This window comes from Pseudomonas sp. QTF5 (assembly GCF_000512695.2).
In the GTDB taxonomy this organism is placed as follows: domain Bacteria; phylum Pseudomonadota; class Gammaproteobacteria; order Pseudomonadales; family Pseudomonadaceae; genus Aquipseudomonas.
The window spans coordinates 11,633-36,277 of record NZ_AZRW02000022.1; the positions used below are offsets into that span (position 1 = coordinate 11,633).

Here is a 24,645-nt window from a genome sequence, read left to right on the forward strand (position 1 = left end):
AAAGCGGTGTTTCAGTCGACATCAATGGTGAAAGTTAAACCGCTTTCGCGAGCAAGCCCGCTCCCACATTAGATCTTCATCTCTCGTGATTTCAGCGGTATTCATCCACCGGCACACACGCACAAAACAGATTGCGGTCACCGTAGACATTGTCCACACGGTTCACCACCGGCCAATACTTATGGGCCTTGGTGTGAGCATCCGGCGTCACCGCCCGCTCAATGCTGTACGGCCGCTCCCAAACCCCGATGATATCGGCCAAGGTATGCGGCGAACGTTTCAGCGGGTTGTCCTCGGCGGGCCAATTGCCGTTCTGCACCTCGGTGATTTCCGCACGAATACTCAGCATCGCGCCGATAAAACGGTCCAGCTCCGCCTTCGACTCACTCTCGGTCGGTTCGACCATCAACGTCCCCGGCACCGGGAACGACATGGTTGGCGCATGGAAGCCGTAGTCCATCAGGCGCTTGGCAACGTCCTCTTCACTGATTCCGGTCAGCGCCTTGAGCGGCCGCAAATCGAGGATGCATTCGTGGGCCACGCGCTCGTTGCGCCCGGTGTAGAGCACCGGGAACGCCCCGGACAAATGCCGCGCCAGGTAATTCGCGGCGAGAATCGCTACCTCGCTCGCATCTGCCAGTTGCGGCCCCATCATGGCGATATACATCCAGCTGATGGGCAGAATGCTTGCACTGCCCCAAGGGGCCGCGCTCACTGCGCCGTTTTCCGGTAGCGGGCCATCGATGGGCACCACTGGGTGATTGGCGACGAATGGCGCCAGGTGCGCCCGAACGCCGATCGGGCCCATCCCCGGCCCGCCTCCGCCGTGGGGAATGCAGAAGGTTTTGTGCAGGTTCATGTGCGACACGTCGGCACCGATGTCTGCCGGCCGTGCCAATCCAACCTGCGCATTAAGGTTGGCGCCATCCATGTACACCTGACCGCCATGGCTGTGGATAACTTCACAGATCTCGCTGATGCCTTCCTCGTAGACACCGTGGGTAGAAGGATAAGTCGCCATCAGGCAGGCGAGTTTGTCCCCCGCCTCCGCGGCTTTTTCTTTCAAGTCATCCAGATCGACATTACCCCCCTCGTCACACTCGACGATCACCACCCGCATCCCGGCCATTTGCGCCGAGGCCGGGTTGGTGCCGTGGGCAGAAGACGGAATCAGGCAGATATCCCGCGCGCCCTGATGGCGGCTCTCGTGATATTTGCGAATCGCCAGCAACCCGGCGTACTCGCCCTGAGCGCCCGAGTTGGGTTGCATGCAGATCGCATCGAAACCGGTGATCGCGCAGAGCCAGCGTTCCAGCTCCTCGATCATCAAGGAATAACCCACCACCTGTTCTTTCGGCACGAACGGATGCAGGTTGGCGAACTGCGGCCAGGTGATGGGGATCATCTCGCTGGTGGCATTGAGCTTCATGGTGCAGGAGCCCAGCGGAATCATCGATTGATTGAGCGCCAGGTCTTTGTTTTCCAGCTGCTTGAGATAACGCAGCATTTCGGTTTCGCTGTGATGAGCGTTGAACACCGGATGACGCAGATACGGCGTACTGCGTTGCAACCCGGCAGGAATGCCAGATGCCAGCGCTTCCGCGTCCAACTCGCCGACGTTGAGGCCATGATCGGCACCGAGAAACACGTCGAACAGCTTCGCCACGGTGGTTTCGTCACAGGTTTCGTCGAGGCTCAGGCCGAGCTGCCCACGGCCGAGAATGCGCAAATTGATCTGCGCCGCCTGAGCACTTTCAATGATCGCGGTCTGAGTGCCACCGACCTCCAGGGTCAGTGTGTCGAAGAAATGTTGGTTGAGACGGGCAATACCGTGACGCTCCAGGCCGGCAGCGAGGATGCAGGTTAGACGGTGCACTCGCTGGGCAATCCGTTTGAGCCCCTCCGGACCGTGGTAGACCGCGTAGAAACTGGCGATATTGGCCAGCAGCACTTGCGCGGTGCAGATGTTCGAGTTGGCTTTCTCCCGGCGGATATGTTGCTCGCGGGTTTGCAGGGCCATGCGCAGGGCGACGTTGCCGCGGGCGTCTTTCGACACGCCGATGATCCGCCCCGGAATCGCCCGTTTGTATTCGTCGCGACTGGCAAAAAACGCCGCGTGCGGGCCGCCGTAACCCATGGGCACGCCGAATCGCTGGGAGGAACCGAACACTACGTCGGCGCCCAGCTCCCCCGGCGGGGTCAGCAACAGCAGGCTTAGAAGATCGGTCGCCACACAGGCCAGAGCTTGCTGGGCATGCAGTTGATCGATCAATGGACGCAGATCGCGCACTTCGCCATGGGTGTCGGGATATTGCAGCAGCGCGCCGAACACCTGGTGCTGTTTCAAGTTATCCACAGCATCGACGATCAGCTCGAAACCGAACCCTTCGGCCCGAGTCCGTACCACGGAAATGGTCTGCGAGTGGCAATTCTCATCGACGAAAAACAGGTTACTTCTGGATTTGGCTACGCGCTTGGCCAATGCCATGGCCTCGGCTGCCGCCGTCGCTTCATCGAGCAGCGAGGCGTTGGCCAGTTCCAGGCCGGTCAGGTCGATGGTCAGCTGCTGGAAATTCAGCAACGCTTCGAGCCGGCCTTGGGCGATCTCTGGTTGATAGGGGGTGTAAGCGGTGTACCAACCGGGATTTTCCAGCACGTTGCGCAGGATGACGGCCGGCGTGAGGGTGCCGTGGTAACCCATGCCGATCAGGCTGGTCCAGACCTGGTTCTGCTCGGCGTAGCTGCGCAGTTTGGCCAGTGCAGCTTCTTCATCGAGGGCGGGCGGCAAGTCCAGTGGTCGGTTGAGGCGGATTCCCGGCGGCACCGTCTGCTCGATAAGCTCGACCCGGCTGCCAAGGCCGAGGCTGTCGAGCATCGCCTGCTGCTCGGCGGCATCGGGGCCGAGGTGGCGGCGCAGGAAGGTGTTGGGGTCGCGTAACTGGCTCAAGGACGGCAACTGGGACATGACGGGCTCTCTCTTGACTGGCGCTCGGCGTCGATGCAATGCGGTCAAACCAGCATAGCTCCCCCTACGCGCGCGGCATGGCGTCTTTGCACCTCAGGCTCATGATGCGCGGAGCCCTGTAACCCCCGCCCGCCTATCGAGCGCACCGTTTGTAATGTCGTATTACAAACCTTTTTTATTTCAGCGATATATACAGTTGCCAATAGCTATAAACAGGGGAAGTTCTTGCTATTTTTTTGCGCCAGAAATAGGCCATCTCTACGCCAAATTAAAAAAACGCCTGTAAACATGTGAAAAACCAGCATTAGCCAGCACCCTCTTTTTCTGGAAAAACCAATCGCGATAGATAAGACGCAACAATAGCTAATCAATCTATAGATCAAAAAACGGCATGCTATGTTTGTCTAGGGCTGGGCACGGGAGACAAAACGCCACTACCCAGTTACAACCAAACTCGATGCTTCAACTTATTCGAAATGGAGTTCAAAAATGAGTAGCCAACAAGTAATTTTATTCATCGAAGAAGAGCAGTTGATTGCACAAAAAAACAACAACTACAGTCTTTACCTAGCCAAAAAGGTAAACAATGACTTTACGGTTATCTGGCAATCAAAAGGTGCCAAAGCTACCGTTAATAACCCTAGCTATCAATACCGCAATACGTTCGACATCACGACACCCTCGTTCATGGTCAACTTTACCAACGATCCGATTCAACAAGGTGATGTCACTTTCACTTCCGGCGGAAAAAATTTGCCCATCAGCACCGGTCAAACAACAATACTGGATGCAAACGGCGTGTTTTCACCGGCAAAAAACGGCGGCAAGCCATCGGATGTGCTTATTACCAACCAATTGCAAGGTAATCCACACGAAATACTGCTGGATTCCAACGGCAAGAATATCTGGGTAAACCGCCAGAGCGGCATGAACATCGGCACCGCGACACTGACACCAAAAGACCAATACCAACTCTGGTTCGGCAACCTTCAAGAAACAGGCTCGCTGATTGCCAGCAACTTATCCGACGCCTATGTGGCAACCTTGCAGAATGGAGGCAGTATTACCCTCACCTATACAGACGAAGGCACTTGGGTAACTGGCGAACCAGCCAAGCGCCTAAGCGAAGCAGAAGTCAAGGCGCTTCATGCCAGGGTCGGGATCAAAGATGCTGCATAGCCTGCCGGGCTGATCGGGCATCGTCTGCCGGATGGGCTGTGAGTATTACGCGTACTGTTTACAACCTTTAGACAGCAGGCTTTTCTTAGGGAATAAAAACCCTGTGCATCGTGGATCTACAGGGTTTTTATTAATGCCCCTCGGCCGTGGATACTATCGGGCCAGATGGATCTGGATTTCCGCCATAAAATATCCCGCCGGATTAATGGGAAACACCATGAGCAATCAACAAATTATTGTTTATATTGAAGAGACACAATTAATTGCACAGAAAATCAATAATTACAGTCTCTATCTGGCGAAGAAAGTAAACGACACCTTCACCGTCATATGGCTATCAAAGGGCCCCAAAGCGGCAACCGGCCAACCCAGCTATCAATACAAAAACATTTTCGATATTTCAAGTGTTTCCTTTATGGTCAATTTTACAAACACTCCATTGCAAGAAGGCGATATCACGTTCACTTCAGGAGGCAAAAATCTGACCATCAATACCGGACAAATAACAACATTGAGTGAGTACGGTGTATTCAGCCCCGCAAAAAATGGCGGTGTGCCGGGAAATATTTTAATCAACAACCAACTTCCGGCCTATCCGCGTGAAATATTACTGGATTCCACAGGCTGCAGTATCTGGGTGGACTGTTCAGGCGGCATGAATATCGGCGCAACTACCATGACACCAAAAAACCAGTTCCAGTTATGGTTCGGTGCGGCCCAGGCAACGGGTTCATTAATTCCTGCCGACGTATCGAATTTTTATGTCGTCACGGTGAACAACGGAGAAACCCAAACAATTACTTACAATGGCAGTGGTGTTTGGGTTCCCGGCGAACCGGCAAAACGCCTGACAACAGAAGAAGTAACGGCGCTTCACGCCAGAGTAAGTAAAGCGGTAGAAGTGGCAGCATAAACACAAACGCCGCGCCCCATGGGAATGGGAACGCGGCGTTCTTGTGGATGATTCGCTTCTGGCGGTAATTACTCGCCGATAGCAGCCTTGTAGGCCACCGGGTCGAGCAGGTTGTTCAGCTCAGAGGTATCGCTTGGCTCGAGTTTGAAGAACCAGCTGTCATAAGGCGCGCTGTTGACCAGTTCCGGGTTGTTGGCCAACTCTTCGTTAACGGCAATGACTTTGCCGGAAACTGGCGAGTAGATATCCGACGCGGCCTTGACCGACTCGACGACACCCGCAGTATCACCGGCAGCGAACACTTTGCCGATTTCCGGCAGCTCGACGAACACTACGTCACCCAAGGCTTCCTGAGCATGGTCTGAAATACCCACTTTCACGCCGCCATCATGGTCTAGACGGGCCCATTCGTGACTCTCGGCAAAACGCAGGTCGACAGGGATTTCGCTCATGTTCTGTGTCCTCAAGAAAAATGTCAGCGGTCATTGCCCGCCAAAAAAAGTTAGATCAAGGTTTTGCCGTGGCGTACGAAGGTCGGTTTGACCACTCGAACCGGGTACCACTTGCCGCGAATTTCCACTTCAGCGCGGTCGGCGGTGGCCACCGGCACGCGCGCCAGTGCTATCGACTTGCTAAGCGTAGGAGAGAAACTACCACTGGTGATCTCCCCTTCGCCAACATCGGCGATGCGAACCACCTGATGCGCCCGCAAAACGCCACGTTCTTCAAGGACCAAACCCACCAATTTGTGCTGCACGCCAGCGGTTTGTTCGGCTTCCAGGGCAGTGCGGCCGATGAACTGACGAGTGGCCGGTTCCCAGGCAATGCTCCAGGCCATGTTGGAGGCCAATGGCGAAACGTCTTGATGAATGTCCTGACCGTAGAGGTTCATGCCGGCTTCGACACGCAAGGTATCGCGGGCGCCGAGGCCAATCGGGGAGATGCCCGCACCTACCAGATCGTTGAAGAAGCCCGGTGCCTGATCGGCCGGCAGCACGATTTCCAGACCATCCTCACCGGTGTAACCGGTGCGCGCGATGAACCAGTCACCGTCGGTGTGACCTTCGAAATATTTGAGCTGTTGAATGAGCGTGCCACGGGACTGAGTCACCAGTTCGGCAATCTTGTGCCGGGCGTGAGGCCCTTGAATGGCCAGCATTGCCAGCTCGGAGCGCTCGTTGAGTTGCACCTCGAAGTCGCCGAGATGAGCTTGCATCCAGGCCAGGTCCTGATTGCGGGTAGAGGCGTTGACCACCAAGCGATAACCGTCCTCGAGACGGTAGACGATCATGTCGTCGACGATACCGCCGTGCTCGTTGAGCATGGCGCTGTACAGGGCACGGCCGGGGCTGTGCAGACGTTCGACGTCATTGGCCAGTAAATACTGAAGCCAGGCCTTGGCCTGGGGGCCGTCAACATCGATCACGGTCATGTGGGATACATCGAAAACCCCGCAATCGCGGCGCACCTGATGGTGTTCCTCGACTTGCGAGCCGTAATGCAGAGGCATATCCCAACCGCCAAAATCGACCATCTTCGCGCCGAGGGCGAGATGAAGGTCATACAGAGGCGTACGCTGTCCCATGGGTTTCTCCTTCCGGGCGTGGCGAAGGTGCGGGCAGGTGCTGTACGGGGTGAAATGCCTGTAAATAAAGGCTTTCAGCCGATTTCAGCGACCCGGTCCGAGGACGGACCGCACCGAATGCCGCGCATTGTAGCCGCAAGGTGTAGGACTGACACCTACGTGTTTCGATGCGCCGAACGTCGGATCAATCCGATGACCGGTAACAGCCCGACCAACACCAGTGTCAGTGCCGGCAACGAAGCCCTCGCCCACTCGCCCTCGCTGGTCATTTCAAAGATCCGTACTGCCAGCGTGTCCCAGCCGAACGGGCGCATCAGCAGGGTCGCGGGCATTTCCTTGAGCACATCGACGAACACCAGCAATGCCGCGCTCAACGTGCCCGGCAGCAGCAGCGGCAGATACACTTTGAAAAACAGTCGCGGCCCACTGACGCCAAGGCTACGTGCTGCTTCGGGCAAAGATGGCCGTATTCGCGCCAGGCTGCTTTCAAGCGGTCCATAGGCCACCGCAATAAAACGCACCAGATAGGCCAGCAACAACGCCGACAGACTGCCCAGCAGCAACGGTTTGCCCGAGCCGCCAAGCCAGCCTGACAGCGGGATCACCAGTTCGCGATCCAGGTAACTGAACGCCAGCATGATCGATACCGCCAGCACCGAGCCCGGCAAGGCATAACCAAGATTGGCCAGGCTGATGCCGGAACGGATCGCACGGGTCGGCGCCAATCGACGGGCAAAGGCCAGTACCAGCGCGACACTGACGGTGATCAACGCCGCCATGCCGCCCAAGTACAGGGTATGGATGATCAAGCCGGCATAACGCTCATCCAGATCGAAGCGTCCGCGTTGCCAGAACCACACCACCAGTTGCAGCACGGGAATGACGAAGGCGCAGGCGAATACCAGACCACACCAGCTCATGGCCGCCAGTGCCTTGACCCCGCGCAGGTGATACAACGCCTTGACCCGGGGTCGTTCGTTGCTCGCCCGGTTGGCCCCGCGGGCACGGCGCTCGCCATACAGCACGACCATCACCACCAACAGCAACAGGCTGGCCAGTTGCGCGGCGGTGGAAAGACTGAAAAAGCCGTACCAGGTTTTGTAGATGGCGGTGGTGAATGTATCGAAGTTGAACACCGACACCGCACCGAAATCCGCCAGGGTTTCCATCAGCGCCAACGCCACCCCCGCGCCGATGGCTGGACGTGCCATGGGCAACGCCACGCGCCAGAACGCCTGCCACGGGGATTGCCCAAGGACTCGCGCCGCTTCCATCAAGCCTTTGCCCTGAGCCAGGAATGCGGTACGCGCCAACAGGTAAACGTAGGGATAGAAAACCAGCACCAGCACCAGAATCACACCGCCCGTGGAGCGCACTCGCGGTAGCCTCAGGCCGCTGCCGAACCATTCACGCAACAAGGTTTGCACGGGACCGGCGAAATCCAGCAGGCCGACGAAGACGAATGCCAGCACGTAGGCAGGAATCGCAAAGGGCAGCATCAGCGCCCAATCCAGCCAACGTCGCCCGGGGAATTCGCAAAGGCTGGTGAGCCAGGCCAGGCTGACGCCCAGTAGCGTTACGCCGAAACCGACGCCGAGTACCAGCGTGAGGGTATTGCCCAGCAACCGTGGCATCTGGGTATCCCACAGGTGGGACCAGATTTGCTGATCGATGGTTTGCCATGAGAAAAGCAGAACGCTCAGGGGCAGCAAGACCAGCGCAGCAATGGCGAAGACCAGGGGATACCAGCGGCGTTGGGCGGGGTGGGCCAAGGAAAGTTCTCTAGAAAGTACGGAGCCAACGCGGGCCTGCGTCTGCCCCATTTTTGTGGCGAGGGAGCTTGCTCCCGCTCGGCTGCGCAGCAGTCGTAAAGCAGCCGATGCGATTTAACTGACGCACCGCGTCACATGGTTTTAGGGCCGCTTCGCAGCCCGGCGGGAGCTGGCTCCCTCGCCACAGTCGCGGCAAACACAGATTCAGTTCCAGCCAGCCCGATCCATCATCCGGATCGCTTCTGCCTGACGCTTGCCAGCCACTTCCACCGGCAGGGTATCGGCAACGAACTTGCCCCAGGCCGCTACTTCTTCCGAAGGAGCCACTGCCGGGTTGGCCGGGAATTCCTGGTTCACGTCAGCGAAAATCTTCTGCGCTTCAGGCGTGGTCATCCACTCCACCAGCGCCTTGGCAGCTTCCGGGTGCGGCGCGTGCTTGGTCAGGCCGATGCCCGACAGGTTGACGTGCACGCCACGGTCACCCTGATTCGGCCAGAACAGCTTCACCGGCAGGTCTGGCTTCTGTTTGTGTAAACGGCCGTAGTAGTAAGTGTTGACGATGCCGACGTCGCATTGACCGGCGTTGATCGCCTCCAGCACGGCGACGTCGTCGGAGAACACGTCGGTGGACAGGTTGTTGACCCAGCCCTTGAGGATCTTCTCGGTTTTATCGGCGCCATGGACTTCGATCATCGTGGCGGTCAGGGACTGGTTGTAGACCTTCTTCGCCGTGCGCAGGCACAGGCGGCCTTCCCACTGCTTGTCGGCCAGCGCCTCGTAGGTAGTCAGCTCACCGGGTTTCACCCGGTCGGTGGAGTAGGCGATGGTCCGCGCCCGCAGGCTCAATCCGGTCCAGGCATGGGAGGAAGCACGGTATTGCAGCGGGATGTTGGCGTCGATCACCTTGGAAGTGAACGGCTGGAGGATGCCCATCTGCTCGGCCTGCCAGAGGTTGCCGGCATCGACGGTCAGCAGCAGGTCGGCAGTGGCATTTTCGCCCTCGGCCTTGATCCGCTGCATCAGCGGCGCTTCCTTGTCGGTGATGAATTTCACCTGCACGCCGGTTTTCCGGGTGTAGGCATCGAAGACCGGTTTGATCAGCTCATCGATACGCGAGGAGTAAACCACCACCTCGTCGGCGGCCTGGGTGGCGGTGCTGCCAATCAGGGTCAGGGCCAGTGCGGTCAGTAGACGCTTGGGTGCCAACATGGAAGCGGTCTCTCGAATGGGGAAGTGAGGCCAAATGATAAGGACTCACATTTCGCTTCTCAATCGAACAGTGAGTGGAGGCGTTACTGGATGTTGCACGGTTTGGATGTGCATTGAATGTGCCGCCGCCTTCGCGAGCAAGTCGAATCGTCGCACCGCCGCTCCCACATTGGAATGCATTTCAAAATGTGGGAGCGGGCTTGCTCGCGAAGAGGCCATCAACCGCAGCGAAGATCTCAGGCCTTGGCCAACGCCGGCAGATCCCCAATCAACCCAAGCGCTTCGCGCACAAACAACGCCTTGGCCTCGGGCATTTGATCGACCATCTTCAACCCGGTATTACGCAACCAGCGCACCGGCAACGGATCGGCCTGGAACAAACGCTCGAATCCTTCCATCGCTGCCATCAACGCCAGGTTGTGGGGCATGCGCCGACGCTCGTAGCGACTGAGCACTTTCACGTCGGCCAACCGCTCGCCACGCGCGGCCGCTTGCAGCAGCACTTCGGCCAGCACCGCGGCATCGAGAAAACCGAGGTTCACGCCCTGCCCGGCGAGCGGATGGATGGTATGGGCCGCGTCGCCGATCAGCGCCAGGCCTTCAGCCACATACCGCTTGGCATGACGCTGACGCAGCGGCACGCACAACCGCGGGTCAGCGCTGAGTACCGTGCCGAGGCAGCCTTCGAAGGCCCGCTCCAGCTCCTTGCAGAAGCCTTCGTCGTCCAGCGCCATCAGGCGTTCGGCTTCGCTCGGCGTGGTCGACCAGACGATCGAGCACCAATCCTGTTGACCGTCCCGCTCCAACGGCAGAAACGCCAGCGGGCCGTTGTCGGTGAATCGTTGCCACGCGGTCATTCGATGAGGTTTTGCGCTGCGCACGCTGGTAACGATCGCGTGGTGCATGTAATCCCATTCGCGAGTCGCAACCCCGGTCAGACGCCGCACCGCCGAGTTGGCGCCATCCGCCGCGATCACCAAAGGCGCCCGCAAGGTGCGGCCATCGGCCAGGGTCAGCAGCCAGTCGTCACCGGAGCGGCGCATCTGCTCCAGACGCGCGTTGGCGAGCATCCCGAGATCGCAGTCGTGCAGTCGGTCGAGCAAGGCGTCCTGAACCACGCGATTCTCGACGATATGCCCGAGCACTTCGGCATGCACACTGGTCGCCGAAAAATGGATCTGCCCGGTACCGCTGCCGTCCCAGACGTGCATGTCGGTGTACGGACTACTGCGTCGATTGGCGATGCCATCCCAGACGCCCAGACGTTCGAGTATTCGCTGGCTGGCCGCCGACAAGGCGCTCACCCGTGGTTCGAACGGAGCCTGCCCATCGAAGGGTTTGACGCTCAGGGGGCTGCCGTCCAACAGCAGGACTTCAAGCCCGCTGTTTTGTAACGCCAGCGCCAGGGCACTGCCGACCATTCCGGCCCCGACAATCAGCAGATCTGCGCGCATTTCCATGCTTTAAGCCTGTCTCGCTTGCGGCTTGAGCCGCACGTAAAGGTTTTTGTCGACCCGCGTCACCCAAGTGCTCGCGCCGTCGTGAATATGGACTTGCAGGTGCGCCCGCTTATACATCGGGACGCGTACCCAGGCCCATGGCCTGCCGGGCGAACCAGCGCTTGGCCGGCGGCAGCAAATCGAGGCCGAGCAACCCAATGTTGCGCCCCAGGGAAACCAGCGGCTGAGTGCTGCCGAATAACCGGGTGACCTGATCAGAAAAGCCCACGGTCAGGTTCTGATCCATTCGCTGACGCTCGCGGTAGGCCTGCAAGGTGGCGAAATCGCCCAGTGCGGTCTCGCTGCCCAACAAAGTATCGGCCAAGGCCTGGGCATCGCGCAGGGACAAGTTGAAACCCTGTCCGGCAATCGGATGCAGGCTATGGGCGGCGTTGCCGAGGATCGCCAGATGCGGGCGAACTTGTTCCTCGGCCTCGATCAGCGACAGCGGATATAGATGCCGTGCGCCAACCTGCTTCAGCGTGCCCAGGCGATAACCGAAAATGCCCTGCAACTCATTGAGAAAACTGCGCTCATCAAGGGCCGCCAGCCGTTGCGCATCCATGCCCAGACGAGTCCAGACCAGAGCGCAGCGGTTTTCCGGCAATGGCAGCAAAGCCATCGGGCCATCGTCGGTGAAGCGTTCGAAGGCCATGCCGTTGTGGGCCTCGCTCGGGGTGATGTTGGCGATCAGCGCGCTCTGGTTGTACGGGCGTTTTTTGATGCCGATCCCCAGTTGTTCACGCAGGCCCGAACGCCCGCCATCGGCCAACACCGCAAGGTCGCATTCCAGCAGGGTTTCATCGTCGAGCGTCAGGCTATAGCCGTCGGTCAGCGGCTCCATGCGGGTAACTTCCGCCGGGCAACGCCAACTGACCACGTCCTTGTCCAGACCTTGCCAGAGGCATTGTCCGAGCCAGGCGTTTTCCACCACATAACCCAGCGCCGGAACGCCCTCTTCCATCGCCGACAGCCGCGCTGTGGAGAAACGTCCACGGTCGGAAACATGAATCTGCTTGATCGGCTCGGCGCGGCGGGAGATTTCCTGCCACACGCCCAACCGTTGATAAACCTGCCGGGCGCCGAACGACAGCGCCGAAGAACGGGCGTCATAGCTCGGCTGGTAGGTGTGGCCGGGAGCAAACGGCTCGATCAGCACAATCTTCCAGCCACGGACCTTGGCCCCGGCCTGCAATGCCAACGCCAGACTGGCGCCGACCAGGCCACCACCGATGATTGCCAGATTAACTCGACTCATGCCGCTTGTGTCCGTGCAGCGGCCATCAAGGCTTCGATCTCGGCGACCGTTTTCGGTACGCCGTTAGTCAGGATTTCACAACCGGTTTTGGTGACCACCACGTCGTCCTCGATGCGCACGCCAATGCCGCGCCATTTTTTCGCCACGCTTTGGTTGTCCGCTGCAATGTAAATGCCCGGCTCGACCGTCAGCGCCATGCCGACTTCCAGCACGCGCCATTCACCGCCCACCTTGTACTCGCCGACATCATGCACATCCATGCCCAGCCAGTGGCCGGCGCGGTGCATGTAAAACGCCTTGTAGGCTTCGCTGGCGATCAACTCGTCGACGTCGCCCTGCAACAGGCCCAGCTTCACCAGCCCGGCGGTAATTACACGGACCGTGGCTTCATGCGCCTGATTCCAGTGTTTATTCGGGGCGATTTCGGCAAACGCCGCTTCCTGGGAAGCCAGCACCAACTCGTAAATCGCCTTCTGCTCCGGTGAATACTTGCCGTTGACCGGCCAGGTGCGGGTGATGTCACTGGCGTAGCAGTCGATCTCGCAACCGGCATCGATCAGCACCAGATCGCCGTCCTTGAGCACCGCGTCATTCTGCTGGTAGTGCAGGATGCAGCTGTTGCGCCCAGCCGCGACGATTGACCCGTAGGCCGGCATCTTCGCCCCGCCCTTGCGGAACTCGTAATCAAGCTCGGCTTCGAGACTGAATTCATGCAAACCGGCACGGCTGGCCTGCATCGCACGAATATGTGCCTGGGCGGAAATCCGTGCGGCTTCGCGCATCACCTTCACTTCTGCCGCCGATTTATACAGACGCATGTCGTGGAGCAGATGATCCAGGGCAACGAATTCGTTCGGCGGCTGGGCGCCGAGGTGCGCTTTAGAGCGGATCACGTTGATCCAGTCCATCAGGTGCCGATCGAATTCCGGGTTGCTGCCCATGGCCGAATACACCCGGTCACGACCTTCGATCAGGCCCGGCAGGATGTCGTCGATGTCGGTGATCGGGAATGCGTCGTCGGCGCCGAAGTCGCGGATCGCGCCTTCCTGACCGGCACGCAGGCCGTCCCACAATTCCCGTTCGGCATTACGTTCCCGGCAAAACAGCACGTATTCGCCATGCTCACGGCCGGGCATCAAAACGATGACGGCCTGAGGCTCGGGGAAACCGCTGAGGTACTGGAAGTCGCTGTCCTGACGGTAGACGTGCTCGACGTCGCGATTGCGGATAGCCACCGCGGCGGCGGGCAGGATGGCGATGCTGTTGGGTTCCATCTGCGCCATCAAGGCCTTGCGGCGACGGCTGTATTCCGATTTCGGGATATGAATCATGGGCAGATGGCTTTCCCTGGCACGCGATTAATGCAACGACGGTTTGGCAGCAGCCGGTTCATCGGCTTTTTTGGTTTCGGAGAACAACAGCAGCGGCGCGACGCGCAGGTATTCCATCACTTCCATGTAGTCGCTTTCGCCGTCGTCGGACTCTTCCAGCGCATCTTGCACTTGGGCGATGGCCGCCAGATCCTGCAACACTTCGGTAGCCTCGGTGCTCAGCATGCTGCTATCACGGCAGTTCAGGCCGAAACCGCTGAGAAAGCCCTGGCACCATTGGCCCAGTGCAGCGGCCCGGTCAGCCAGCGGCTCGTCATCGGTCGGCAGCAGCAGAACGACGGTCACGTCGTCGCCGGTGAGTTCGCCCTTGACCATCTCTTGCAGGCCGATCAAAGCATTGCGAACGTTGTCTTGCGGCTCGCCTTCGAGCAACTCGGCGGCATCAACCAGCCAGCCTTCGGCATCGAAGCCGGCACCGGCGCAACTGCGACCGAGCAGCAGGCCATGCAGTTCGGCAGGCGAGACGGGATGGCCGCTGGTGCTCAGCAGGGTGGCGAAGGCTTGGTACGGAGAATTCTGAATGGGCATGGGCAGCTAGGCGCCAGACGGCGCTATGTCTAGAATGAAGGCCTTGTATCCTACATCGACAGACTCGCCAAGACTATTAAAGGCTGTCCGCCTGTTACCTACCATCAGACACAAACCCAGTGGACACAATGGAAGACACCGACCTGCAAGCGCTGATGGCCAGACTCGAACTGCTAATTACTCGAGTCGAGCAACTAAAGAGTCAGAACGGACTCCTATTAGCTCAGGAAAAGACCTGGCGCGAGGAACGCGCGCACCTCATTGAAAAAAATGAAATCGCCCGGCGTAAGGTCGAATCGATGATTTCGCGCCTCAAGGCTCTGGAGCAAGACTCATGAGTTCAAGCAATAGCGTTACCGTGCAGATCCTCGACAAAGAATATTCGATCATCTGCCCCCAGGAAGAGCGCAGCAACCTGATCAGTGCCGCTCGTTATCTGGACGGCAAGATGCGCGAAATCCGCAGCAGCGGCAAAGTCATCGGCGCCGACCGCATCGCCGTGATGGCCGCGCTGAACATCACGCACGATCTTCTGCACAAGGAAGATCGTGCGGATGTGCAGGCCAGCGGCTCGACCCGAGAACAGGTTCGCGACCTGCTGGACCGCGTCGACCTGGTGCTCGCCACCGATCCGGATGTCACCAAGGGCTGATTCGCGTAACCGCTTGAGGTATACTCGCATCACTCCCTGGGGTGCTTGCCAGTTGACGACGTCCCTGAGCCGATTCGCACTACCCTGGAGGTTGCACGTTGGGCTGGTGTGCATGTCCGCTAGACGGAAAGCCTTAAAGCCTACTGCATCTTCCACCTTGAACTTTCGGGTTCAAGGGCTAAGTCGACAGCGGTTCATCCGGGGAGCCTGATTCCAGTCCGATGCCGGTTTTCATACCGGCATCGGCTTTTTTACGGGTACGCTTTCAGTACTCGCACATCCGAAGCCTGAATCCATGACCGAACCTGCGCTGCTGCCCCGCCCGCAACTTCGACGCATGCTGCGCAAGGCCCGCCGCGCACTGACCCCCAGTCAGCAGCGCGAGGCCGCTCGCGGGCTGTATAAACAATTGGCCCAGCACCCGCTGTTCCGCCGCGCAAAACACATCTCTCTGTACCTGCCCATGGACGGTGAAATCGATCCGCGCCTGCTGATGCGTGCCGCGCAACGTCGGGGCAAGGCCACGTATCTGCCGGTGCTCAGTGCCTGGCCGCAAACCAAAATGGTGTTCCAGCGGATTCGTCCCGGCGAAAAGCTCAAACCCAACCGCTTTCGCATCCCCGAACCACGGCACAACATTGCCCGACAACGCAAAGTCTGGGCACTGGACCTGGTGTTATTGCCGCTGGTGGGGTTTGACGATGTCGGCGGACGCCTGGGAATGGGCGGTGGTTTCTACGACCGAAGCCTGGCGTACCTGGCGCGCCGCAAAGACTGGCGCAAGCCGACACTGCTGGGTCTGGCCCATGAATGTCAGAAGGTTCAACGATTGGCTCAGGCGAGCTGGGATGTGCCGCTGCAGGGAACGGTCACGGACAAGGCGTGGTATTTCGCGGACTAGACGCCACTGAAATCAGCGGCGTCCAAAAGACAGGTTCAGCGTTTGAAGGCCGACGGCTGTTGCTGCGCGATCTCGACGGGAGCATCGGTCTTGTTGGCCCACAGGCTTTGGGCATAGCCGGTGGTCACGACGCCCAAACCGAACAAAATAACCAATATCCATAGTAAATCCGGTTTGCGTTTCATCGATTGCCCCCCTCAAGGCACATCAACACGATGACAGCAGCGGTTTCCGTTTAGGTGTAGGCCGTGCAGCAGCGTCAAGCTTGGAAGGCCGGCATTTTGCGACAACGTGAACCGACACGCAAACGCTGGCGTCAACCGACTGTCGGTTTGTCATAAAATTGACCCACCACTTGCCCGTACACCTCGCAAGGAGCAAAAACCATGGCCTATTGGCTGATGAAATCCGAGCCCGACGAACTCTCGATCAAAGACCTGGAAAAGCTTGGCCGAGCGCGCTGGGACGGGGTTCGCAACTATCAGGCACGTAACTTCCTGCGGGCCATGGCGGTGGGTGATGAGTTTTTCTTCTATCACTCCAGCTGCCCGGAGCCGGGAATTGCCGGGATCGGCAAGATTGTCGAGGCCGCGTATCCGGACCCGACGGCGCTGGAACCTGAAAGTCATTACTTCGATCCGAAGGCCACTGCCGAGAAAAACGCCTGGAGCGCGATTGATGTTGCGCATATCGAGACGTTTTCCAGGGTGCTGAAGCTGGATTATCTGAAGCAGCAAACGGCACTGGCCGAGATGCCGCTGGTACAGAAAGGCTCGCGACTGTCGGTGATGCCGGTGACGGCCGAGCAGTGGGAGGCGGTGATTGCATTACGGGCATGAGCGATGTAGCAACTGCAAGAATGCCTTCGCGAGCAAGCCCGCTCCCACATGAAACCGAGTTGCTGGATAAGTACGCGATCAACTGTGGGAGCGGGCTTGCTCGCGAAGGGGTCAGCCCAGACAAAAAAGTCTCACTGGATAATGAGGTTGTTGAACAACAAATCCTCAACCACCGGCTTACCGGTCTCGTCGTTCATCACTTGCTGAGTCTGCTTCAAGGCTTCCTGACGCAGTTTTTCCTTGGCTTCGACGTTGTTCATGGCTTCAGTGGTCTGCTGCGCAAACAGCGCCACCAGTTGATTACGAATCAACGGTTCGTTGGCCTTCACCGCTTTGGTCGCCTCTTCACCGGTCACCCGCAACGCCACATCGGCCTTGTAGACCTTGAGCCTGGGCGTACCGTCCAGCCCATAGTTACCCACGAACGGCGGGCTCAGGGTGATGTAGTTGACCTTCGGGGCTTCACCTTCTTTGGCTTCTTCGGCCATCGCTGCCACAGGCAGAGACAGGGCCAGCATCAACATGATCCACGCTTTCACAATTCGCTCCTTATCCGGTTTTGCGGCCTGGCATAACGACCCGCCGCTCAAGCACAAGCTTATGGCTGACTATCAGGGTCGGGCATGCTCGTTGACCCAATGACTCACACACCTACACTTATCGGCCATCACTCCCAAAGGAATAGCCCTGATGAAAGCCGTGCTGTGCAAAGCCTTCGGTCCTGCCGAATCGCTGGTGCTGGAAGACGTCGCCAGTCCTGTTGCGAAGAAGAACGAAATCCTGCTGGACGTGCACGCCGCCGGAGTGAATTTCCCGGACACGCTGATCATCGAGGGCAAATACCAGTTCAAACCGCCCTTCCCGTTTTCTCCGGGTGGCGAAGCGTCTGGCGTGGTCAGCGCGGTGGGCGAAAAGGTCAGTCACCTCAAGGTCGGTGACCGGGTCATGGCCCTGACTGGTTGGGGCAGCTTTGCCGAGCAGGTCGCGGTGCCGGGCTACAACGTGCTGCCGATCCCGTCATCGATGGACTTCAACACCGCCGCCGCATTCAGCATGACCTACGGCACTTCGATGCACGCCCTCAAGCAACGGGGCAACCTGCAACCCGGCGAAACCTTGCTGGTGCTCGGCGCTTCCGGCGGCGTGGGCCTCGCCGCGGTGGAAATCGGCAAAGCCATGGGCGCCCGGGTGATCGCCGCCGCCAGCAGTGCGGAAAAACTCGCGGTGGCCAAGGCCGACGGCGCTGATGAGTTGATCAACTACAGCGAAACCAGCCTCAAGGACGAGATCAAACGCCTGACCGACGGCCAGGGCGCTGACGTGATCTACGATCCGGTGGGCGGCGACCTGTTCGATCAGGCGATCCGCGCCATCGCCTGGAACGGCCGACTTTTGGTGGTCGGTTTCGCCAGCGGACGAATCCCTGAGCTGCCAGTGAATTTGGCGCTGCTCAAAGGTGCCGCAGTAATCGGCGTGTTCTGGGGCTCCTTTGCCCAACGCCAGCCACAGGACAACGCAGCGAACTTCCAGCAACTGTTTGGCTGGTTTGCCGAAGGCAAGCTGAAGCCGCTGGTGTCTCAGGTTTATCCCCTGAGCAATACGGCGCAGGCCATCAATGATCTTGGCCAGCGCAAGGCGGTCGGGAAAGTGGTGGTTCAGGTTCGCTGATCGTTTACTCACCTGCTTCACCTAAACCGGATCGCAGCCCTGCGACCCGGTTCCGCCATCCCCATACCGTCCTTCATTTATACCTGAGCGACATGTTCATAAAAGAACATGCGATCTCCAACATTCCCCCTGTTTGGCCGATGCGAACCGGTGCTATTTTCGGTAACGAAACTGTAACATTCGCATCCGCAGTCAAAACAAGAAATCTGGAGCTCTTGAATGTTTGCTTTCTTTCGTCCTGCCGCACATCAGGCTCCATTGCCTGAAGAAAAAATAGACGACACCTATAAACGACTTCGCTGGCAGATATTCGCCGGGATTTTCTTTGGTTATGCGGGTTATTACCTGCTGCGCAAGAACTTCTCCCTGGCCATGCCCTACCTGATCGATGAGGGTTACACCCGTGGTCAGCTGGGTCTGGCGATGTCGGCGATTGCGATTGCCTACGGCCTGTCGAAGTTCCTCATGGGCTTGGTGTCCGACCGTTCAAACCCGCGTTACTTCCTGCCATTCGGCCTGCTGGTGTCGGCCGGTGTGATGTTCATTTTCGGTTTCGCGCCGTGGGCAACGTCCAGCGTGACCATGATGTTCATCCTGCTGTTCATCAACGGTTGGGCCCAGGGCATGGGCTGGCCGCCGAGTGGCCGAACCATGGTGCACTGGTGGTCGCAGAAGGAGCGCGGTGGCGTGGTGTCCGTGTGGAACGTGGCGCACAACGTCGGCGGCGGTCTGATCGGCCCGTTGTTCCTGCTCGGCATGGGGCTGTTCAACGACTGGCATGCCGCGTTCTACGTACCCGCGGCGGTGGCTCTGGCGGTGGCGGCGTTTGCCTTCATTACCATGCGCGACACCCCGCAATCGGTCGGCTTGCCGCCGATTGAGAAGTACAAGAATGACTACCCGGAAGGCTACGACGCCAGCCACGAAGAGGAATTCAGCGCCAAGGAAATCTTCGTCAAATACGTACTGCGCAACAAGATGCTCTGGTACATCGCCATGGCCAACGTCTTCGTCTATCTGCTGCGTTATGGCGTGCTGGACTGGGCACCGACCTACCTCAAGGAAGCCAAAGGCTTCACTGTGGATAAAACTTCGTGGGCCTATTTCTTCTACGAGTGGGCAGGGATCCCTGGCACGCTGCTGTGTGGCTGGATGTCGGACAAAATCTTCCGTGGCAATCGCGGCCTGACCGGCATGGTGTTCATGGCGCTGGTGACCGTGGCAACGCTGGTGTACTGGCTCAACCCGGCCGGCAACCCGACTGTCGACATGATCGCGCTGGTCTCCATCGGCTTCCTGATCTACGGCCCGGTAATGCTGATCGGCCTGCAAGCGCTGGAACTGGCGCCGAAAAAAGCCGCCGGCACTGCGGCAGGCTTCACGGGGTTGTTCGGTTATCTGGGTGGTTCGGTCGCGGCCAGTGCAGCAATGGGCTACACCGTGGATCATTTCGGCTGGGACGGCGGTTTCGTCTTGCTGATCGGTGCATGCCTGCTGGCGATGGCCTTCCTTGCGCCGACGCTGTGGCACAAGCAAGTCGCCAGTCAGAGCCGCGAAGCGATCGCCTGATCGGCCTTTGATTTGCAGCGCTTGAGCCGCGCCTCCAGATTCCGGTCTGGCATGGCGTGGCTACGCAGGGCGTGCGCAGTCTGCTCGACATACTCGCGAGTGGTGCCGTAACGCCCGCAAGCGCTTTCAAACACCTGGCTCAGCACATGATCCGGCAAGTTGCCGGCATAGCTGGGCAGGTGCCGTTCCAATACAAATCCCAATGCCTGAACCTGGCTTCCGTCTTCAAGACGGCAGTTGAGCCAGTGTGGGCGATAGGACGGGAATGGCATTTCACGCTGCCAGAGTGCATAAAGCGAAGCGTCGAGTTGTTCTTCGGGCAAGCGATAGGCAAACCCGCTGCACGAGCCGCCGCGATCCAGGCCAAACACCAGCCCTGGCACTTCCGGCGTACCGCGATGTTCGTGGGACCACAGGTACAAACCGCGATGGTAGCCATGCACGCGACCGCGCACTCGCTCAACCGCAGGACATTCAGGGCGCCAGATCAGCGAACCGTAAGCGAACAGCCAGACCGGCCCACCCTTGTGGCGCGCCATGGTCGCCTGCATTGAGCCGAGTAATTGTTCGTGCGTGAGCTGCGGCCCCAGATCGAGCCGCGGAGGGTAAGCCAGATTCAAAAAAGCAGATTCAATGGCGCTCATGGCGAATAGCGTTCAGCTCCCCGCGGGTAAAGAACTACTTAATAGAACGCACCGCTGTAACAATAAGGCACATATGTTTTAAGGCAATTTAAGTGCCATGGCGGCGCTCTAAAATTTATTGCCTGAATGAGATATAACCTACCGGCATTTATATAAATCTATAAATACCGATCGGCTATATGTGGCGTTATAACGATTTAAAATCGCGGATCAAGATCGGGGCGCGTAAGCGAAAACATCCGCGCGCATTTGATGGGCATCCATCCCCGCTTCGACCAGCGCATCCAGCGTGCCATAGACCATCGCCGGAGAGCCGCTGGCGTAGACGTGCAGGGCTTTCAGATCAGGGAAATCTTCACACACCGCCTCATGCAACATGCCGCAGCGCCCGCCCCAGCCGCATTGATCGCTGACGACTTTATGCAGATACAGATTGGGCAGCTTCAACCATTCGTCCCAATGTTCAATGTCATAAAAGTCTTCGGGACGACGCACGCCCCAATACAGATGCACCGGATGCTTGAAACCCGTAGCCCGGCAATGTTCGATCAAACTATGGATCTGGCCCATACCGGTACCGGCAGCAATCAGTACCAGTGGACCGTCCGGCAGTTCCGCCAGATGGGTGTCGCCGAATGGCATCTCGATCCGCACCATCGGGTTGCGCTGAAGCTGTTCGATCAGGCTCAGCGCACTGGTTTCGCGCGCCAGCACGTGAATTTCCAGGTCGCGGCCGGAATGCGGTGCAGAGGCCAGGGAAAAGGCGGATTTCTCGCCGTTCTCACGCTCGATCATCAGGTACTGACCGGCGTGATAGCGCGGCGGCTTGCCCGCAGGCGCACGCAGACGTACGCGCCAGGTGTCGCCGCCGACGTCCCTGCATTCAATGACCTGACACGACACGCTGCGCACCGGCAATTCTCCCAGCGCGAGCACGCCATCCCACAGCACGATGCAGTCTTCCAGCGGCTCTGCAATGCAAGTGTAGAACTCGCCATGGTCGCGCACATCGCCGGCCTGTTCGACCCGCCCTTCCACCAGCAACGCGGCGCACACATGGCAATTGCCATTGCGACAGCTTTGCGGGCATTCATAGCCCAGGCGCCGCGCGCCATCGAGAATCCGCTCGCCGGGCAGAATCTCTAGCACTGCTCCGGAGGGCTGCAAGGTTACACGCATCAATCTATTCCTAACTGATTCCAGATGGCATCGATCCGTTGGGTAACGGCTTCATCCTTGACGATGACCCGGCCCCACTCGCGAGTGGTTTCGCCCGGCCATTTATGCGTGGCATCGAGACCCATCTTCGAACCCAGGCCGGAGACCGGCGAGGCGAAGTCGAGGTAGTCGATCGGCGTGTTGTCGATCATCACCGTGTCACGCTTGGGGTCCATGCGCGTGGTAATGGCCCAGATCACGTCGTTCCAGTCCCGTGCGTTGATATCGTCGTCAGTGACGATAACGAACTTGGTGTACATGAACTGTCGCAAAAACGACCAGACACCGAGCATTACCCGCTTGGCATGCCCAGGATACGACTTCTTCATGGTCACGATGGCCATGCGGTACGAGCAGCCTTCGGGCGGCAAGTAGAAGTCGGTGATCTCCGGAAACTGCTTTTGCAGGATAGGCACGAACACTTCGTTCAGCGCCACACCGAGAATCGCCGGCTCATCCGGTGGACGACCCGTGTAGGTGCTGTGGTAGATCGGTTTGATTCGGTGGGTGATACGCTCGACGGTGAACACCGGGAAGCTGTCGACTTCGTTGTAGTAACCGGTGTGGTCGCCATACGGGCCTTCGTCGGCCATTTCTCCCGGATGGATCACGCCTTCGAGGATGATCTCGGCGGTGGCCGGCACTTGCAGGTCGTTGCCGCGGCATTTCACCAACTCGGTGCGATTGCCACGCAGCAGACCGGCGAAAGCGTATTCGGAGAGGCTGTCCGGCACCGGCGTCACGGCACCAAGAATCGTTGCCGGGTCAGCGCCCAAGGCCACAGAGACCGGAAACGGTTGGCCGGGGTGTTTCTCGCACCACTCACGGTAATCCAGCGCGCCGCCCCGGTGGCTCAGCCAGCGCATGATCACCTTGTTGCGGCCGATCACTTGCTGACGGTAGATGCCGAGGTTCTGGCGATCCTTGTTCGGACCTTTGGTGACGGTCAGGCCCCAGGTGATCAGCGGACCGACGTCGCCCGGCCAGCAGGTCTGTACCGGCAACATCGCCAGATCGACATCGTCGCCTTCGATGACCACTTCCTGGCACACCGCGTCTTTTACGACTTTCGGCGCCATGGCAATGATCTTGCGGAAGATCGGCAGCTTGGACCAGGCGTCCTTCAAGCCCTTCGGCGGCTCGGGCTCCTTGAGGAACGCCAACAGCTTGCCGATTTCGCGCAACTCGCTGACCGCTTCTGCGCCCATGCCCAGCGCCACGCGCTCGGGAGTGCCGAACAGGTTGCCGAGTACTGGAATGTCATAACCGGTAGGGTTTTCGAAAAGCAGCGCCGGGCCCTTGGCGCGCAACGTGCGATCGCAGACCTCGGTCATTTCGAGCACTGGGGACACTGGAACCTGGATGCGCTTGAGTTCGCCGCGCTTTTCCAGGCCGCTGATAAAGTCGCGCAAGTCGCGATACTGCATGCGTGAGCCTCGTGTTGGCCGTGGCGTTCGGGGCAGGCAGTTTAGCGCCGAACCCCTCTATTCAGAACCACGAACTGCCGGTTCATCAAAAATCAGATAGCAAAAAGCCGGGTTTCCCCGGCTTTTGCTGACTTTCTGCGATTTACTTGCGCTTCATCGACAGGAAGAACTCATCGTTGGTCTTGGTCTGTTTCAGCTTATCGACCAGGAACTCGATGGCAGAGACTTCATCCATCGGGTGCAGCAGCTTGCGCAGAATCCACATACGCTGCAGTTCGTCGTCGGCCGTCAGCAACTCTTCGCGGCGAGTACCGGAACGGTTGATGTTGATCGCCGGGAACACACGTTTTTCAGCGATCTTGCGATCCAGAGGCAGTTCCATGTTGCCGGTGCCTTTGAATTCCTCGTAGATCACTTCGTCCATCTTCGAGCCGGTTTCAACCAGCGCGGTAGCGATGATGGTCAGCGAGCCGCCTTCTTCGATGTTCCGTGCAGCACCGAAGAAACGTTTCGGTTTCTCCAGGGCGTGGGCATCGACACCACCGGTCAGCACCTTGCCGGAGCTCGGGATCACGGTGTTATAGGCACGCGCCAGACGGGTGATGGAGTCGAGCAGGATCACCACGTCCTTTTTGTGTTCGACCAGGCGCTTGGCCTTCTCGATCACCATTTCGGCAACCTGCACGTGGCGGGTTGGCGGCTCGTCGAACGTCGAGGCAACCACTTCGCCGCGCACGGTGCGCTGCATTTCGGTCACTTCTTCCGGACGTTCGTCGATCAGCAATACGATCAGATGAACTTCAGGATTGTTACGAGCGATGTTTGCTGCGATGTTTTGCAGCATGATCGTTTTACCGGCTTTCGGCGGTGCAACGATCAGACCGCGCTGGCCTTTGCCAATCGGGGCGCACAGGTCGATGACACGACCGGTCAAGTCTTCGGTGGAACCGTTGCCGGCTTCCATCTTCATGCGCACGGTCGGGAACAGCGGGGTCAGGTTCTCGAAGAGAATCTTGTTTTTCGCGTTCTCGGGACGATCGTAGTTGATCGTGTCGACCTTGAGCAGCGCGAAATACCGCTCGCCTTCCTTTGGAGGGCGGATCTTGCCAACGATGGTGTCACCGGTGCGCAAGTTGAAGCGGCGGATCTGGCTCGGCGAGACGTAGATATCGTCCGGGCCGGCGAGATAGGAAGCGTCAGCGGAGCGCAGGAAGCCGAAGCCGTCCTGGAGAATCTCCAGCACGCCATCACCGGAGATTTCCTCGCCGCTTTTAGCGTGCTTTTTGAGCAGGGAGAAAATCACGTCCTGCTTGCGCGAACGGGCCATATTTTCTATGCCCATCTGTTCGGCCAATTCGAGCAGTTCGGTAATCGGCTTTTGCTTGAGTTCAGTCAGATTCATATAGGAATGACGTAATCATTTATGGA

General features: G+C 58.7%; 23 protein-coding genes, 1 other RNA gene and 1 pseudogene. 9 read left to right on the forward strand and 16 right to left on the reverse strand.

Annotated elements, in window-relative coordinates; genetic code table 11:
* Positions 1-91: 91 nt before the first annotated feature.
* Positions 92-2,965, reverse strand: coding sequence for an aminomethyl-transferring glycine dehydrogenase (gcvP, locus tag IC37_RS17670; RefSeq protein WP_030129064.1), 2,874 nt, complete (start codon positions 2,963-2,965; stop codon positions 92-94).
* 489 nt (positions 2,966-3,454) lie between these two features.
* On the opposite strand from gcvP, the gene IC37_RS17675 reads away from it, so the two are divergent.
* Together IC37_RS17675 and IC37_RS17680 are read left to right on the forward strand one after the other, a co-directional pair.
* Positions 3,455-4,144, forward strand: coding sequence for a hypothetical protein (locus IC37_RS17675; RefSeq protein WP_030129065.1), 690 nt, complete (start codon positions 3,455-3,457; stop codon positions 4,142-4,144).
* Between the two features lie 217 nt (positions 4,145-4,361).
* Complete coding sequence (locus IC37_RS17680) at positions 4,362-5,057, forward strand: hypothetical protein (protein WP_030129066.1); 696 nt, start codon at positions 4,362-4,364, stop codon at positions 5,055-5,057.
* Positions 5,058-5,125: 68 nt separating this feature from the next.
* On the opposite strand, the gene gcvH is transcribed toward IC37_RS17680, so the two are convergent.
* The 9 genes and pseudogenes from gcvH to IC37_RS17725 form a co-directional block, all read right to left on the reverse strand.
* Complete coding sequence (gcvH, locus tag IC37_RS17685) at positions 5,126-5,509, reverse strand: glycine cleavage system protein GcvH (RefSeq protein ID WP_030129067.1); 384 nt, start codon at positions 5,507-5,509, stop codon at positions 5,126-5,128.
* Positions 5,510-5,559: 50 nt separating this feature from the next.
* Entirely contained in the window at positions 5,560-6,642 is a 1,083-nt protein-coding gene (gcvT, locus tag IC37_RS17690) for a glycine cleavage system aminomethyltransferase GcvT (RefSeq protein ID WP_030129068.1), read from the reverse strand.
* A 155-nt stretch (positions 6,643-6,797) separates the two neighbouring features.
* Entirely contained in the window at positions 6,798-8,414 is a 1,617-nt protein-coding gene (locus IC37_RS17695; RefSeq protein ID WP_030129069.1) for an iron ABC transporter permease, read from the reverse strand.
* Between the two features lie 204 nt (positions 8,415-8,618).
* Positions 8,619-9,623: an extracellular solute-binding protein gene (locus IC37_RS17700; RefSeq protein WP_030129070.1), complete on the reverse strand. Its 1,005-nt coding sequence runs from the start codon at positions 9,621-9,623 to the stop codon at positions 8,619-8,621.
* Between the two features lie 236 nt (positions 9,624-9,859).
* Positions 9,860-11,077, reverse strand: coding sequence for a 2-octaprenyl-3-methyl-6-methoxy-1,4-benzoquinol hydroxylase (locus tag IC37_RS17705; RefSeq protein WP_177409412.1), 1,218 nt, complete (start codon positions 11,075-11,077; stop codon positions 9,860-9,862).
* A gap of 9 nt (positions 11,078-11,086) precedes the next feature.
* Positions 11,087-11,182, reverse strand: a pseudogene (locus IC37_RS30585) (tetrameric acyl-CoA thioesterase); the annotation flags it as partial.
* Positions 11,183-11,192: 10 nt separating this feature from the next.
* Positions 11,193-12,380, reverse strand: coding sequence for a 2-octaprenyl-6-methoxyphenyl hydroxylase (ubiH, locus tag IC37_RS17715; protein WP_030129072.1), 1,188 nt, complete (start codon positions 12,378-12,380; stop codon positions 11,193-11,195).
* Positions 12,377-13,711 (reverse strand): Xaa-Pro aminopeptidase, encoded by a 1,335-nt coding sequence (gene pepP / locus IC37_RS17720; protein WP_030129073.1) that lies wholly within the window; start codon positions 13,709-13,711, stop codon positions 12,377-12,379. Before pepP ends, ubiH begins: the two co-directional genes overlap by 4 nt.
* A 27-nt stretch (positions 13,712-13,738) precedes the next feature.
* A complete protein-coding gene (locus tag IC37_RS17725; RefSeq protein WP_030129074.1) occupies positions 13,739-14,299 on the reverse strand; it encodes a YecA family protein in 561 nt (186 codons plus the stop codon).
* Between the two features lie 128 nt (positions 14,300-14,427).
* Here IC37_RS17725 and IC37_RS17730 point away from each other — a divergent pair, with 128 nt between their 5' ends.
* From IC37_RS17730 to IC37_RS17745, 4 genes are all read left to right on the forward strand, one after another.
* Positions 14,428-14,637 (forward strand): TIGR02449 family protein, encoded by a 210-nt coding sequence (locus IC37_RS17730; protein ID WP_007982902.1) that lies wholly within the window; start codon positions 14,428-14,430, stop codon positions 14,635-14,637.
* A complete protein-coding gene (locus IC37_RS17735) occupies positions 14,634-14,951 on the forward strand; it encodes a cell division protein ZapA (RefSeq protein WP_030129075.1) in 318 nt (105 codons plus the stop codon). The genes IC37_RS17730 and IC37_RS17735 overlap by 4 nt, the downstream gene beginning before the upstream one ends.
* 30 nt (positions 14,952-14,981) lie before the next feature.
* Positions 14,982-15,160: non-coding RNA, 6S RNA (ssrS, locus tag IC37_RS17740), on the forward strand.
* An 86-nt stretch (positions 15,161-15,246) separates the two neighbouring features.
* Positions 15,247-15,852 (forward strand): 5-formyltetrahydrofolate cyclo-ligase, encoded by a 606-nt coding sequence (locus tag IC37_RS17745; RefSeq protein ID WP_030129076.1) that lies wholly within the window; start codon positions 15,247-15,249, stop codon positions 15,850-15,852.
* Positions 15,853-15,887: 35 nt separating this feature from the next.
* On the opposite strand, the gene IC37_RS30105 is transcribed toward IC37_RS17745, so the two are convergent.
* On the reverse strand, positions 15,888-16,037 hold the full coding sequence (locus IC37_RS30105; RefSeq protein WP_007899400.1) for a hypothetical protein: 150 nt from the start codon (positions 16,035-16,037) through the stop codon (positions 15,888-15,890).
* A gap of 201 nt (positions 16,038-16,238) precedes the next feature.
* On the opposite strand from IC37_RS30105, the gene IC37_RS17755 reads away from it, so the two are divergent.
* Positions 16,239-16,691: an EVE domain-containing protein gene (locus IC37_RS17755; protein ID WP_030129077.1), complete on the forward strand. Its 453-nt coding sequence runs from the start codon at positions 16,239-16,241 to the stop codon at positions 16,689-16,691.
* Positions 16,692-16,822: 131 nt separating this feature from the next.
* On the opposite strand, the gene IC37_RS17760 is transcribed toward IC37_RS17755, so the two are convergent.
* A complete protein-coding gene (locus IC37_RS17760) occupies positions 16,823-17,230 on the reverse strand; it encodes a flagellar basal body-associated protein FliL (RefSeq protein WP_030129078.1) in 408 nt (135 codons plus the stop codon).
* Between the two features lie 151 nt (positions 17,231-17,381).
* Here IC37_RS17760 and IC37_RS17765 point away from each other — a divergent pair, with 151 nt between their 5' ends.
* Positions 17,382-18,359: an NADPH:quinone oxidoreductase family protein gene (locus IC37_RS17765; RefSeq protein WP_030129079.1), complete on the forward strand. Its 978-nt coding sequence runs from the start codon at positions 17,382-17,384 to the stop codon at positions 18,357-18,359.
* 219 nt (positions 18,360-18,578) lie between these two features.
* On the forward strand, positions 18,579-19,928 hold the full coding sequence (gene glpT / locus IC37_RS17770) for a glycerol-3-phosphate transporter (protein WP_030129080.1): 1,350 nt from the start codon (positions 18,579-18,581) through the stop codon (positions 19,926-19,928).
* On the opposite strand, the gene IC37_RS17775 is transcribed toward glpT, so the two are convergent.
* The 4 genes from IC37_RS17775 to rho form a co-directional block, all read right to left on the reverse strand.
* Positions 19,904-20,572 (reverse strand): gamma-glutamylcyclotransferase, encoded by a 669-nt coding sequence (locus tag IC37_RS17775; protein ID WP_030129081.1) that lies wholly within the window; start codon positions 20,570-20,572, stop codon positions 19,904-19,906. The genes glpT and IC37_RS17775 overlap by 25 nt on opposite strands.
* Positions 20,573-20,782: 210 nt before the next feature.
* Positions 20,783-21,751, reverse strand: a complete 969-nt coding sequence (locus tag IC37_RS17780; RefSeq protein WP_030129082.1) for a CDP-6-deoxy-delta-3,4-glucoseen reductase — start codon at positions 21,749-21,751, stop codon at positions 20,783-20,785.
* Positions 21,751-23,217 carry a 4-hydroxy-3-polyprenylbenzoate decarboxylase gene (ubiD, locus tag IC37_RS17785; RefSeq protein ID WP_007899385.1) on the reverse strand — a complete coding sequence of 489 codons (1,467 nt, stop codon included), beginning with the start codon at positions 23,215-23,217 and terminating at the stop codon, positions 21,751-21,753. Before ubiD ends, IC37_RS17780 begins: the two co-directional genes overlap by 1 nt.
* Before the next feature lie 142 nt (positions 23,218-23,359).
* Entirely contained in the window at positions 23,360-24,619 is a 1,260-nt protein-coding gene (gene rho, locus IC37_RS17790; RefSeq protein ID WP_007899384.1) for a transcription termination factor Rho, read from the reverse strand.
* Between the last annotated feature and the right edge of the window lie 26 nt (positions 24,620-24,645).